Consider the following 14339-nt stretch of genomic DNA (forward strand, 5'->3'; position numbering starts at 1 on the left):
ACGCCGCAAATTTTGATAAAAGGCAGGGTGAGACTATATGAAATACGACTATCTGGTTGTGGGCTCCGGACTATTCGGCAGTATCTTTGCCTATGAAGCAGCCAAGCGGGGAAGACGGATAAAGGTAATCGATAAGCGGGATCATCTGGGCGGTAATGTATACACCAAAAATATTGAAGGTATCCAGGTACATCAATATGGGGCGCATATTTTCCATACGAATAACAAAGGGATTTGGGACTACATTAATCAGTTTGCCGAATTTAACCGCTATACCAACAGTCCCATTGCCAACTATAAAGGTGAAATATATAGCTTGCCTTTTAATATGAATACTTTTAATCAATTATGGGGGACGATTACGCCTGACGAAGCACAGTCAAGGATCGCTGAACAAAGATCAGCCGCTGGAATTGGGGATCCGAATAACCTGGAAGAACAAGCTATTTCATTAGTTGGACTCGATATCTATGAGAAACTGGTAAAGGGTTATACCGAAAAACAATGGGGGCGTAAAGCAGCAGAGCTGCCTGCCTTCATTATCAAACGGATCCCTGTCCGTTTCACCTATGATAATAATTATTTCAATGACCGGTATCAGGGAATTCCTATCGGCGGCTATACGCAAATCATTGAAAAAATGCTGTCTGGTGAATTGATTGACCTAGAGTTGAATCAAGACTTATTTGCAAATAAAGCGGCTTACTTAGAAGAATACCCCAAGATTGTTTATACAGGAATGATCGATCAATTGTTTGATTACAGGTACGGTGAATTAGAATACCGGAGTTTAAGATTTGAATCCGTTACTTTGGACCGGCAAAACTATCAAGGAAATGCAGTGGTCAATTATACGGATGCAGAAACCCCATATACGCGGATTATTGAGCATAAACATTTTGAATTTGGCGAACAGCCAAAGACCATCGTTACTCGAGAATACCCGCAAACATGGAAAAAGGGTGACGAGCCGTATTACCCTTTAAATGATGACGGTAATAATGAGAAATATAGAAAGTACCGTGAGCTAGCGGAGGATCTGCCCAATATTGTGCTCGGGGGACGACTGGGTATGTATAAATATTTCGATATGCATCAAGTCATTGCAGCAGCATTAAGCTTAGTCAAAGAAGAATTCAGATGAAGTATGAAACTTTAATTAACCAAATGAGTGTAGAAGAGAAAGCATTGTTAATGTCAGGTAAGGATTTCTGGACGACTCAAAACATCGACCGTCTGGGAATCCACAGCCTGTATCTGGCGGATGGGCCACATGGTGTTAGAAGGCAGGCAGCAGCAGCAGACCATCTTGGACTAAATGCCAGCATTCAAGCAACTTGTTACCCAACCGCTGCGACTGTAGCTAACAGCTGGAATGTGGAGCTTGGTGAGAGGATTGGAGAGTATCTTGGAGAGGAAGCTGCTTCGCAGCAAGTCAATGTTCTTCTCGGGCCTGGTATTAATATGAAGAGAAACCCTCTCTGCGGAAGGAACTTCGAGTATTTCAGTGAAGATCCGCATCTTGCCGGTAAAATGGCTGCTGGTTACATCCGGGGCATTCAATCACAGGGAATATCAGCATGTGTAAAGCACTTCGCAGTAAATAATCAAGAAGAGAGACGGATGTCAATAGATGCATGTGTAGATGAAAGAGCGCTTAGGGAAATCTATCTGACTGCATTTGAAATCGCTGTTCAGGAAGGCAAGCCGAAGACGCTTATGTCTTCCTATAACCTTCTTAATGGAAGTTACACGAATGAGAACATCCATTTAATGAGGGATATTTTGCGTGATGAATGGGGTTATCAAGGGGTTGTTGTCACTGATTGGGGCGGCAGTAATGACCGCTTAGCAGGATTGTTAGCTGGCAATGAACTCGAGATGCCGACAACCGCAGGCGAGACGAATGCTGAAATCATCCGGGCCATCCAGAGCGGAGAAATCGTGGAAGAAGGATTAGATGAATGTGTGAACAGACTACTTGAGCTTATTTTTACAACAAGAATAGCTTCCAGCAGACCTGGGAAATTTGATGTGGAAAAGCATCATAAGCTGGCAAAGAGAGCTGCTGAAGAGTCTGTGGTGCTTCTTAAAAATGAAGGGAATATATTACCCCTTAGAAAAGGTATGAAGTTAGCCGTAATCGGTAATTTTGCGGAAAATCCAAGATACCAGGGGGCTGGATCTTCTATTGTAAATCCAACAATTACCGGTAATCTGTTAGATGATCTAGAACAATCAAATTTGATCAGTATTGGATATGAGCCCGGTTTTGAACGTCAAGGCAAGAATAATATGAAAAAACTGAATAAGGCTTGTGCTCTTGCCCAAAAAGCTGATGTTGTTCTTCTATATATGGGTCTGGACGAAGCTTCTGAAACTGAAGGATTAGATAGACGAAGCATGGAGATCCCCCGGAATCAGATTAACCTATTACACGCATTATATAAAGTTAACCCCAACATTGTAGCAGTGCTCGCTTGCGGCTCTGTGGTAGAGATGCCGTGGATTCATAAGATTAAAGGATTAATCCACGGTTATCTATCGGGGCAAGCAGGAGCGGGGGCTATTGGGAGGGTTTTAACGGGAGAAGTGAATCCTTCAGGGAAACTGGCAGAAACCTATCCCCTGTGTTATGAAGATACGCCTTCCTATCACCACTTCCCGGGTAAGGAAGCCACCGTAGAATACAGAGAGAGCATTTATATGGGCTACCGCTATTATGATACAGCAATTAAGAACGTGCTTTTCCCGTTCGGTTACGGTCTAAGCTATACCCAATATGAGTACTCCAACCTTGAGGTTTCCAGTAAAGGGGTAACATTTGAATTAACGAATACCGGAGATGTTCCCGGAATGGAGATTGTTCAGCTATATGTAGGCTGTAAATCGCAGGAAATATTTAGAGCGGTTAAAGAATTAAAAGGATTTGCCAAAGTGCGTCTGGCTGCGGGAGAGACCCGGAAAGTAACGCTGCCTTTTGATGATAAAACATTCCGCTATTTCAACGTGAAGACAAATAAATGGGAAATCGAAGCAGCGGACTATGAGATCAGTATCGGTGCTTCAAGTGCAGACATCCGATTGGCAGACACCCTGTTTGTAGAAGGGACGGGTGCACCGCCTCCTTATGATAAGGATATGCTTCCTACCTATTATTCGGGAAAAGCCAACAATGTCAGCTCGACTGAATTTGAATATCTGCTTGGATATAAAATACCTGTCTCTAAATGGGACCGGTCACAGCCTCTGGGGTACAACGATACGATTGCCCAGTGCCAGTATGCAAAGGGAAGAAGTGCGAGGTTTGTTTACCATTTAATAGTTTTTGTTCATTGGTTTTTAATAAAGATCGAAAAGAGAAGCACAGCTAATATCATCATGATGTCTATTTATCATATGCCCTTCAGAGGTATTGCGAGAATGACAGGCGGAATTGTGAATATGAAGATGCTGGATGGGATTTTGATGATGGTAAATGGTCGTTTTTTTAGAGGATTAAGTCATGTATTAAAATATACAAAGTGGATTTGATCCATGCATTAGGATGAACAAAATCATTCAACAAAAATTAAGTTTTCAGATTTTTATATTAGGGGGCATTATCAGCGGGCGTTCATTTTTAGGACATGCGCATGGTAATGCCCTTTCTTTGACTACGGTCTGGTGCACCAGTGAAAAGGAAGGTTACGTCCACATAAAAAGGATTTGAATTATTTTTTGAGTACTTCGGCAACAATCCGCTGTTGCAAAAATGCAATTCACGCAATATGCGAAAAATATTTTATTTTTTCTGGACAGATACGGAATATCTTAATTTCGATTCTGCATGCATTTGTATTATCCGCCGGATAGGAAAGGCCGCCTACGCGTTGTTGTCACTAACGGCCAGAGTAAGAGGGAAGAAATAGTGTGGTTATTTTGCGACTCATACCTCTAAGCCGGGTGGGGGGGATTCAGCCCTGTATTGCAGCTGTTTGTTCAGGCCTGCTTATTAGGCATTGCTGACATAACGTACTTGAAAAGGGTGCGTTCAACAGTGCCAGTCGCAAAAAAACAACAGAAAAAAACCTTGAATTAAAGCCATTTTGGGCTGGTTGACCGGTCCTTTTTTCTGTAATACGATGACATTGAGAAATATTTCACAATACTTTCGAAGCGTATCAATCAAGCGTTTTATTTTTTTAATCAGCGAAGTGAAATTATTCACATACAAGGGAGCAGATGAAATGACCAAAGTAATTTCAGCCGCCAAAGCAGCGGAACTCATCAAAGACGGAGATACAGTGGCGGCCAGCGGATTTGGATTATCCTGCTGGGCAGAAGAGATGGGGATAGCCATTGAAGACCGCTTCGTGCAGACGGGGCTGCCGAGAAATCTGACGGTCATGCACGCCAGTGCAGTCGGCAACCGCCGCGACAAAGGGATGAGCCACTTAGGCCATGAAGGATTAATTAAACGCTGGATTGGCGGAATTGCCATTGCTTCCCCCGGGATGGCGAAGCTGATCGAAGAAGACAAATGTGAAGCGTACAATTTGCCCCAGGGTGTAATTACTCAGCTCTACCGGGAAATTGCCGCCAAGCGTCCGGGTGTGATTACCAAAGTAGGCATGGAGACGTTCGTTGATCCCCGGGTCGAAGGCGGCAAAATGTCCCCGTCCACGAAGGAAGACATTGTAAAGGTTATCGAGCTAGAGGGCGAGGAGTGGTTATTCTATAAATCCTTTCCTATTCATGTCGGCTTGATCCGCGGAACCGTGGCTGATGAGAATGGCAATCTGACGCTGGAAAAAGAAGGCCTGCATATGGAGGTCCTGCCTATCGCCCAGGCTGTCCGCAACTCGGGAGGTATCGTAATTGCTCAGGTAGAGACGGTTGCCAAGCGCGGCACCCTTAACCCTAAGGATGTTAAAGTTCCAGGGATTCTAGTAGATTATATTGTCGTGTCCAAGCCGGAGAATCATTACCAGACAGAGAACACCCAATATAATCCGGCATTCTCCGGTCATGTTAAGGTACCTACCGAATCTATTGAATCGCTGCCGCTGGATGAGCGCAAAATCATCTCCCGCCGGACGGCAATAGAGCTTCAGCCGAATGCGATCCTGAATCTTGGGGTTGGAATTCCGGTTAATGTTGCCAACATAGCAGAAGAGGAGGGAGTAAGTGACCAGCTGATTCTAACCACGGAGGCCGGTTCTATCGGGGGTGTTCCCGCAGGTCTGAAGGACTTCGGCCATGCCTATAACTCTGAGGCCATCGTAGATCATGACGCGCAGTTCGATTTCTATGATGGAGGCGGTATCGATTTATCTGTCCTTGGCCTCGCTCAAATGGATGAGTCCGGGAACGTAAATGTCAGCAAATTTGGTACCCGGGTAGCCGGATGCGGCGGATTCATTAATATCTCTCAGGCAGCCAAAAAGCTGGTATTCGCAGGTACATTCACCGCTGGTGGTCTGGAGATCAAGGTTGAAGACGGGAAATTGCACATCCTTCAAGAGGGAAAAGTGAAAAAGTTCATTAAGAAGGTGCAGCAGATCACGTTCAGCGGTTCTTATGCGGCCAAAGTAGAGCAACCGGTTGTATATGTTACGGAGCGTGCGGTATTTGAGCTGCTGGATGGGAAAGTAACCTTAACTGAAATCGCACCGGGTGTTGACCTGCAGACGCATATTCTGGATCAGATGGACTTTGTACCGGTGATCTCACCTGCGCTCAAGCAAATGGATCAAGCCATGTTCCACGAACACTGGGGGAAGCTGAAATCTATCATTGCCGAGAAAAACCGGGTCTTATTGGAAGTATATTAATCTATCCGTGCTTCAATACACTATGAAAAGGGATGATCTCATGAATATTCAGTTAAACCGCTGGAGGATACTGATCGCATCGGCCATCATTAATATCTGTGTAGGTGCAATATACGCATTCAGTATTTTCGCCCTTCCATTAACCAAAGTGTTTGATGTTTCGATGCCTGATATTATGATGGCCTTTACGATCAATGCAGCGATCTCTCCAATTCCAATGATCCTGGGAGGGAAGCTGGTCGATAAAGGGGGAGCGAGGAAGGCTATCTTTATCGGCGGAGCCATGTTCGGGATTGGCTTCATTCTGTCGGGACTGGCAACCGCACCTTGGATGCTGTATATCACATACGGTGTTATTACCGGGATCGGCCAGGGGATTGTATATTCCTCTACCATTGGCAACAGTGTAAAGCTCTTTCCGGATAAAAGAGGCTTGGCTGCAGGAATTGTTACAGCGGGCTACGGCGGCGGAACCATCGTTATCGCACCTATAGCCAACGCGTTAATCAGCGGTCAGGGTGTCCAGCCGGCCTTGATCATGCTCGGTGCCGTCTTCCTGGTAATTATTCTGAGCCTGGGACTGCTCGTTAAACCTGCTCCGGCCGGTTATGCTCCTGAGGGCTGGGCGCCTCCGGCTGCCGGAGCTGCCAAGGGCGGCGTGAATGTACAATGGCACGAAATGATCAAGAAGCCTCTATTCTATGTCATCGCCTGCCTGTTCCTAATCGGTGCCTTGTCAGGAATGATGGTAACCGCCAACGCATCTGTCATTGGACAGAAGATGTTTGGCCTCTCCGCAGCAGCCGCAGCACTATATGTAAGCCTGTACTCACTCAGTAACTGCATTGGCCGTGTATTCTGGGGCGCTGTATCCGACAAAATCGGCCGGGTAAAATGTCTGCTCATGATCTACCTGGTCATTGCGGCCATGATGCTGACTATAGCATTATCGACATCCATCGCCGGATTTGCGGTAGCCATTGCAGGCATTGGCTTGTGCTTCGGCGGAACCATGGGTATCTTCCCTTCGATTGTCGGCGAGAAATTCGGGATGAAATATTACGGTGTCAACTATGGTGTTACCTTTATCGGTTATTCAGGAGCGGCCTTCTTCGGACCGAGAATTGCCGGTAAGGTGGCAGCGGCCAATGACGGAATGTTCACGAATGCTTTTTACATCGCGCTGGTGATCTCTTTGGTTGGCTTTGCTCTAACCTTTGTGTACAAAGCAATGGATAAACAACAGCCGCCACAGCCTGAAGTTACCCAAGCCGCTTAAGAAACTGAGTTACATTAATGAATAACTGAGTTACATTAACGAACAATATAAATGGAGGTTAACACAATGTCGATTACACAACTATTAGGGATTAAATATCCGATTTTTCAGGGGGGGATGGCTCAAATCGCGGTTTCTCCTCTGGTAGGTGCTGTGTCCAATGCGGGAGGGCTGGGCATTATCGGTTCAGGCGGATTTACTGCGGACCGTCTTCGTGACGAGATTCGTAAGGTGAAGGCAAGCACCGATAAACCCTTCGCTGTTAATTTGATGCTGATGATGAACAATATCCCTGAGCTTATTGAGGTCATTATCGAAGAAGGCGTGAAGATTGTGACCACAGGTGCAGGCACACCTGCTCCATACATGAAGACGCTCAAAGAGCATGGCATTATCGTCATTCCGGTAGTTCCTTCAGTCAAAATCGCCAAGAAAATGGAAGCGTTGGGTGTCGATGCGATTGTTGCCGAAGGAACCGAAGCAGGCGGACATGTAGGTGAAACCACGACGATGGCCCTTCTGCCTCAAGTGGCCAGTGCAGTGTCGATTCCGGTAATTGGAGCGGGCGGGATTGCGGATGGCCGTGGCATCGCGGCTGCATTTGCACTTGGAGCACAGGGCGTTCAGGTGGGAACCCGGTTCCTGGCTACCGTGGAATGCCCTACTCACGAGAACTTCAAACAAGCCGTCATTGCTGCAGATGATACGAGCACAACAGTGACTGGCCGCAGCCTGGGCGGTCCGGTAAGAAGCATCAAGAATAGTATGATTGCTGAATTCCTGAGACTTGAGAATGAGAAGGCTTCACGTGAAGAGCTGGAGAAATTAAGCCTGGGATCTTTGCGCCGGGCCGTATTTGAAGGAGATACAGATACGGGCTCCGTAATGGCTGGACAGATTTGCGGGATGGTGAATAAGATTACTACGGTTGAAGAGATGATTACCACCATGTTCGAAGAGGCGCAGGAAACCCTCGGGAAGCTGGGGCATTTACAGCTGGGACCATTATCCGTTGTAGGCGCATAATAAAGTGTCATATCATAAGCCAAGTGGTATCATTTACGTAATGATATCGTTTGGCTTTTTTTCTAAATAAGGATGTAAGCGTTAATATAATAGTATAGGACTGATAAATATGACTAAAAGAAATAAAAAATCAGGTAAACGTACGATAGACGAAATTATGGAAGAGCTGCCGTCCACTTTATTTGTGACCGATCCACACGGAAATATATTAATCTCCAATGAATTTACCGCTTTAACCATCGGAGTTCAATTGGAGGAGCTGCTGAAGGCGAATGTCCAGGACTTGGTGAAGGCCGGCTATTATCCTCATTCGATTACGATGGAGGCCATTCAAAGTAAACAAAAGGTTTCGAAGAATGTCATCACCTCAAGAGGATTTCATATCTTCTCCACAGCGATTCCTATTCTGGATAAGGATGGGGAGGTGCAGCTGGTAGTCACCACTTCTAATGAATTCAAGCAGGAGCACGCCTATTATGAAGCAAATGTACCTGTAACCCAGCAGATCAGCAAGCAGCTCGGTGAATCAGCGGCGGGGGAAGGCAAAGGGATTGTAGCCGAAAGCCTGGCCATGAAACAGATCATTAAAGTCTGCAACCAGATCGCGTCCTACGACAGCAAGGTGTTAATCTATGGTGAATCCGGGACCGGTAAAGAGGTTATAGCCAAATATATCCATCTAAGAAGTGAAAAGTGGAAGGGGCCCTTCATTGCGATTAATTGTGCAGCGATTGCTCCGGCTCTATTCGAATATGAATTGTTTGGATACGAAAAAGGAGTCTTGGAAGGACAGACGGAAGTGAAGGCGGGCATGATTGAAATTGCGAATGACGGGGTTCTTTTTCTGGATGAAATTGCGGATTTGCCGCTTGAGATGCAAGCCAAGCTATTGCGGGTTCTGGAGAATAATGAAGTAAGACGCGTCGGCGGCATCGTGAATATACCGGTCCATTGCCGTGTGATCTCAGCTACGAACCGGGATCTGTGGAGTATGGTGAAGAAAGGGCTATTCCGTGAAGATCTGTATTACCGGATTAATGTGATCCCGATTCATATCCCTCCGCTCCGTAACCGCAAGCTGGACCTTGTAGGGCTAATCTCCAGTTATATCGCCAGCTTCAATCACATGTACGGGAAGAAATATGTCTTAAGTGCGGAAGAGTTTGAGAAGATGCTGAGTCAGCCCTGGCACGGAAATGCGAGAGAGCTGAGGAATTATATCGAACGGCTTGTGGTTACGGAATATATGGGAACTAGCCAGGAGGAAGAGGATCAAGTAGCGGACTGGTTTGCAATTGACCACTTCATAGCCAAGAACAAACATCACCTGTCTGCGCTGAAAGACTTCACTGCAGTAGCAGAGGGCCGTTATATTGTAAAAGTGCTGAAGGATTGTTACGGAAACGGTACAGAAGCGGCCAAAAAATTAAGTGTGGACCGGTCGGTTATTTACAGAAAGCTGAAGAAAATGGAAGAAGTGCTGCGGAATTTTAGTTATAACCCCGAATGATCTTGAGCCTGGTGGAAGCATATAAGGCGAACAGGAACAGCAGCAGGCCAATGGAACCCATGACTGGACCCGGACTGAAATAATCCGAGAGGTAGGAGACAAGTGTTAGACCGATCGACGGAGCGACACTCATAATCGACCCAAGTACTCCGAAGACCCGGCCCTGAATCTCTTCCGATATTTCCAGCCTGAGGATGATATTGATCAGCAGCGTGCAGAACGAGAACATGAATCCAATCAGCAGAACGACAGGAATGGCTGTGGCCGCAGAAGTGATGAAGGATAACAGGATGTACATCGGGCCCAGACAGAAGAGACCGCTCATAATAAATAATCCTCTCCGTCTGATTCTGGAGCCCAGGATCATAATCAGGCCTGAGCCGATCATATAGCCGAGCGGGATACAAGCTTCCATGAGTCCGAACTGGAACGGGCTTGCCTTCCAGACGTTGACGGCCATAACCTGGGTCAGCATCAGCGAGGGCATGAAGAATAGAGTGAGCGTCGGAAGCATAATGATGACGGCCTTGGCAAAAGGGAATTTCCAGATATACCGTATGCCTTCCCCAAGGTCCTGAATAAAATTCCTCTTCTGCCCGGGCTCAGCATTCACGCGTGTCGGCATAGGAAGGGAACGGACCGCAAGAACCAGCAGGAAGGAGACCAAAAACGTGACTCCATCGAATAAAATGGCATCCGCCGCACCAAAGCCCGCTACAAAGATTCCGCCCATGGAAAAGCCGACTGTCCGGCAAATATTCTCTGACAGGTTAAGCATGCCTACGGCTTGCTGGACATGCTCTTTGCCGACCACGGTGATAATGGAGGACTGGTAGGCAGGGGACTGGAAAAGGGCAGATGCAGTGGTCAACGCAGTAAGCAGAGCCACGATAATGAAGGAAGCGGAAGGGAGAGAGAGGACCAGGGCGAGCGATACTACCAGTATGCAGCTAATCAGATCCGTGACCAGCATGATTGTTCTGCGGTTGGTTCGATCCGCAAACGTTCCTCCAATGGATCCGAGCAGCGAGCTGAGCAACAGATTAATGATCGTCAGTACAGCCACCAGTTTGGCACTGCCGGTGGTCTGAAGCACCCAGAGACTGAGAGCGATATTGTGAAAGGTGTTGCCGAACAGGGAAATGGAAAAGGAGCAGAGCAGCAGCATGAATTTTTTGTTGGCCCATAGTTTTGGATAGGAGTGAACCGCAGGGGCAGCCTGGCTGGCTATAACGGGTTCTGGCATAGTTACTCTCCTTTCAACTTAAACGCTTAAGTTAACCCTCAAAAAAAATTAGTCGACATAATAACAGTTATTCACCTGCTCGGAGTAGTCCGAATGGTGCAACAGCTCTTGCATGAGTTCATAAGCAACCTCCGCTTTATCTCCTTGAAAAAGAATCTTCTTCACATGCTCACCCAGCATTTCCGGGGAATTACATGTGCAGATTACCGTAAGATGCTCGAACTTTCCAGACTTCTCCACGTAGCTGCCAATGAATTCATTGATCACAATTGCCTGCTTGAAGCGGTGATGCTCCATTGCCGGAAGCAAATCCTGAAGTTCACGGATCTCAAAGACAGCATCATCAGCCAGAGGAACACTGCTGCGGATATAGCGGGTGAGGAGCGAATTATTGAAGCCCTCCATAATCAAGCAGACCTGCGACAGATCTTCGGGAAGTGCTTTTTCAAGCGCTGATCGGTAATTAAACACCACCTGCTTGAACAGCTTATCCTCTATCATGCTGTCGATCAGAATCAGGGGGATGCCCTCGACAAAGTGTCTGGAGATCGAGTAGAAGGAATGGTCTTGTGCATCAATGAGAAACACGGCTTCCAGCTTGCGTTCAACGATAATATCCAGCGAAGGGGTGTCGGTATCCAGAGAATAGAGGAGCGTATGATAACCGGCCGCTGTAAGCCGCTGCTCCAAAGCATGAATGAAGGCGAGCTGGGCATGCAGCTTCCAGTAGGGCAATGACTTGGATTTGTGGACCAATACACCTATCAGACCGGTTTTTTGGTTTGCCAGTGAGCGGGCTGCTAAGTTTGGAATATAGCGGAGCTCTTTAGCCAGTTCCATAATCTGGCGGCGCGTCTTCTCAGGAATAGTCTGATTATCCACACGATTCAGCACATAGCTTACGGTGGCAACGGATACGTTAGCACGGATGGCGATGTCCTTCATAGTCGTTTTTTTCAACGCACCAATCTCCTGTCTGTTGATTTCCTAAAGATTAACATTAGCTGGATCAGTCGTCAATCCTGGAAGTGATGTGTCATAATAAACCTTTTATTTCTTGTTGTTGATATAATATGTAAAATATTGTAGTATCAGCTTAATCGGTTAAGTCTATCGATTGTTGTCTATTCTTTACTCTATTATGGGAGGCGGTTATGCATGGACAATGTAGTGTTGTATCCCTTCAATAAGATTACGCAAGGGATCATCAGGTTCAGGGATCTAACGGATTTTACAGTAAGGGCGGTTGTTGATTTTGTCCTGCATAAGGGCAAAGATGCAGCAGAGCTGGTGGAAGGGCGTGCGGCGGGCATTCCGGTCACGGACAATTTTGAAGAGGTATTTGGCTTAGCGGATACTCTTATTCTGAATGATCCAGGAACCTCCTTCGGAAATAACGAGGGTGTGTATGGCGAGCATAAGCTCAGCCAGCTGTGGAGAATGCTGGTTGTCTCTGCCCATGAGCACAAGCTGCGGATCATCAGTGTGCACGAAATTATTGACCTTCCGACCTTGGAATGGCTGCTCGAGAATGGAATCACGATTGAAATTCTACCGCAAATCCCCGCAAGTCTGCAGCGCCGGCTTCATACAGAATATGTTTTTCCATCCCCTGGAGATGAAATAGCCACTTACTTATCTTATTTTGATATGGACGCACAAATAACCGCTTATAACCGCAATATATGCAAGGTAGGGATATTCGCAACAAGAGGATGCCTCGGGAAATTCACTGCCCAAATGTCATTATTCCGGGCGCTTAAGCAGGCAGGAGAGAAGGTCCAGGCGATTATAACCGAGCCCACAGCCGCACTCTTCAATCAACCGGGCGGCGATATAATGAAATTTATTGCCAATAAGCCGCTGAGCCAATATCCGTATTACATTCACGCGGCAGTCCGGGAAGCAGAGAGCGAAGGCTGTGATTATGTCCTGCTGTCAGGTCAAGGCTCCTTGCTTCCGAATGAGAATTTCGTGATTGCAGCGACCAAGGTCTCCTATTTGCGCGCTTTACAGCCCGATTTGACGATCCTGATCGCAGGCTACGATGATGATGAGCAGATTAGAGACAGCCTCGATATTCTTCGCGTTTACGGCAACGGCAGCCGGCCGTTTGCCATTCTGATTCCGGATAAATACGAAGTTGATTTCGGAGAATACATCTCGAAGACCCCGGAAGAAATAGAACAGCGCAAGGAAGAGATCCGCAGCCGGTTTGCAGCCGAGAATGTTGAATCGGTGCTGGACATTGGCAGATTGGCTGCCAAGCTGGCTGGCTATAAGCGGACTGTCAAATTATGATCCGGGCGGAGGCGGTGAATATGGAAAGGGTTGTCCTGTATCCCTTCAATAAAATCACGCAGGGTCTGCTTCGCTTTCGTGACCTGTTGAGTGTGGAGATTGTGTCGGTAATCGACTTCGTGCAGGAAGACGGACAAGATGCCGGAGAGCAGGTGGACGGGAAGCATTCTGGAATTCTTATTCATTCGTCTATGGAAGCTGGTCTGAAGGATGCGGACACTCTGATTCTCAATGATCCCGGCACTACTTTTGGGGGTAACAAAGGTGTATTCGCTGAACACGATCTGGCGGAATTATGGCGAAAATTGATCTTGTATGCTTCAGCCCGGGGCTTAAGGGTAGTCAGTGTTCATGAAATTTATGACAGGGATACCCTGAACTGGATGGCAGAGCAGCAATTAAAAATCGATGTGGTTCACAGTCCTCAGGAGCAGCTTTTTCAGAAGATGGATGAGCGTTACAGCACGGGCGGAACAGATATTGAGTGCTATCTGGGACAGTTCGAGAAGGAAGCCATGATGTTTGCCCGCCCCAGAACGATTAAGAGAGTTGGTGTTTTTGCTACGCGGGGGTGCATTGGCAAATTTACCGTGCAGATGAATCTCTATCGGCAGTTCGGAGCGCTGGGCATTCCGGCTACAGCCTTTATCACAGAGCCAACCGGATTTCTGTTCGGGCAGCCTGAAGGGGATATCTTCAAATTCCTGGCGCACCGTCCGTTGGAGCAGTACCCGTATTATATCGATACTGTTATTCATCAAGCCCAGCAGAGTGGCAGCGAGTGGATCGTTATGGCGGGGCAAAGCTCCATTCTTCCCACAATGAATATTGCTTTCAATTCTCTGCGATACGCGATGCTGCGGACATTTGATCCGGAGTATATACTGCTGATTGCCGGTTATGATGATGACAGCGCTATACTTGATGCGATTGAAATCTTAAGAATCTACTCCAGGCGGCCGCTTGCCCTGCTGCTGCCGGATAAGCTTGAAACCTCTTATGGGCATTATGAGATCTATCCCCTTGAACAACGATTGGCCCGCAAGCTTGAACTGGAACAGAAATTTCATATTCAGGTCCTCTTTACCGAACAGGCAGAAGCAGCGGTGAATCTTCTCTTGGAGGAAGCGAATGCTATTCCGGCCGCTTCTGGTAAGTAAA

General features: G+C 46.9%; 10 protein-coding genes. 8 read left to right on the plus strand and 2 right to left on the minus strand.

Annotated features, from left to right (window positions below):
- Positions 1 to 37 precede the first annotated feature (37 nt).
- From glf to MHI42_RS29855, 6 genes are all read left to right on the plus strand, one after another.
- Positions 38 to 1144, plus strand: a complete 1107-nt coding sequence (glf, locus tag MHI42_RS29830; RefSeq protein ID WP_340985891.1) for a UDP-galactopyranose mutase — start codon at positions 38 to 40, stop codon at positions 1142 to 1144.
- Positions 1141 to 3534, plus strand: coding sequence for a glycoside hydrolase family 3 C-terminal domain-containing protein (locus MHI42_RS29835; RefSeq protein WP_340985892.1), 2394 nt, complete (start codon positions 1141 to 1143; stop codon positions 3532 to 3534). Before glf ends, MHI42_RS29835 begins: the two co-directional genes overlap by 4 nt.
- A 695-nt stretch (positions 3535 to 4229) precedes the next feature.
- A complete protein-coding gene (locus tag MHI42_RS29840; RefSeq protein WP_342421500.1) occupies positions 4230 to 5816 on the plus strand; it encodes an acyl CoA:acetate/3-ketoacid CoA transferase in 1587 nt (528 codons plus the stop codon).
- A 40-nt stretch (positions 5817 to 5856) separates the two neighbouring features.
- The gene (locus MHI42_RS29845; RefSeq protein WP_042139059.1) at positions 5857 to 7095 is read left to right on the plus strand and encodes an OFA family MFS transporter; all 1239 of its coding nucleotides are present in this window, start codon (positions 5857 to 5859) and stop codon (positions 7093 to 7095) included.
- 66 nt (positions 7096 to 7161) lie between these two features.
- Complete coding sequence (locus MHI42_RS29850; RefSeq protein WP_042139058.1) at positions 7162 to 8121, plus strand: DUF561 domain-containing protein; 960 nt, start codon at positions 7162 to 7164, stop codon at positions 8119 to 8121.
- Positions 8122 to 8230: 109 nt separating this feature from the next.
- Entirely contained in the window at positions 8231 to 9631 is a 1401-nt protein-coding gene (locus MHI42_RS29855; protein WP_342421502.1) for a sigma 54-interacting transcriptional regulator, read from the plus strand.
- Here MHI42_RS29855 and MHI42_RS29860 read toward each other — a convergent pair.
- Both MHI42_RS29860 and MHI42_RS29865 read right to left on the minus strand, forming a co-directional pair.
- Positions 9612 to 10877: an MFS transporter gene (locus MHI42_RS29860; RefSeq protein ID WP_342421503.1), complete on the minus strand. Its 1266-nt coding sequence runs from the start codon at positions 10875 to 10877 to the stop codon at positions 9612 to 9614. The two genes, MHI42_RS29855 and MHI42_RS29860, sit on opposite strands and share 20 nt — an antisense overlap.
- Before the next feature lie 48 nt (positions 10878 to 10925).
- A complete protein-coding gene (locus MHI42_RS29865) occupies positions 10926 to 11837 on the minus strand; it encodes a LacI family DNA-binding transcriptional regulator (protein ID WP_341066208.1) in 912 nt (303 codons plus the stop codon).
- Between the two features lie 198 nt (positions 11838 to 12035).
- On the opposite strand from MHI42_RS29865, the gene MHI42_RS29870 reads away from it, so the two are divergent.
- Together MHI42_RS29870 and MHI42_RS29875 are read left to right on the plus strand one after the other, a co-directional pair.
- Entirely contained in the window at positions 12036 to 13178 is a 1143-nt protein-coding gene (locus tag MHI42_RS29870) for a DUF1611 domain-containing protein (protein WP_342421505.1), read from the plus strand.
- Positions 13179 to 13198: 20 nt separating this feature from the next.
- Entirely contained in the window at positions 13199 to 14338 is a 1140-nt protein-coding gene (locus tag MHI42_RS29875) for a DUF1611 domain-containing protein (protein WP_342421507.1), read from the plus strand.
- The last annotated feature ends 1 nt before the right edge of the window (position 14339 follow it).

This window comes from Paenibacillus sp. FSL E2-0178 (assembly GCF_038593005.1).
GTDB lineage: Bacteria > Bacillota > Bacilli > Paenibacillales > Paenibacillaceae > Paenibacillus_AQ > Paenibacillus_AQ phytohabitans.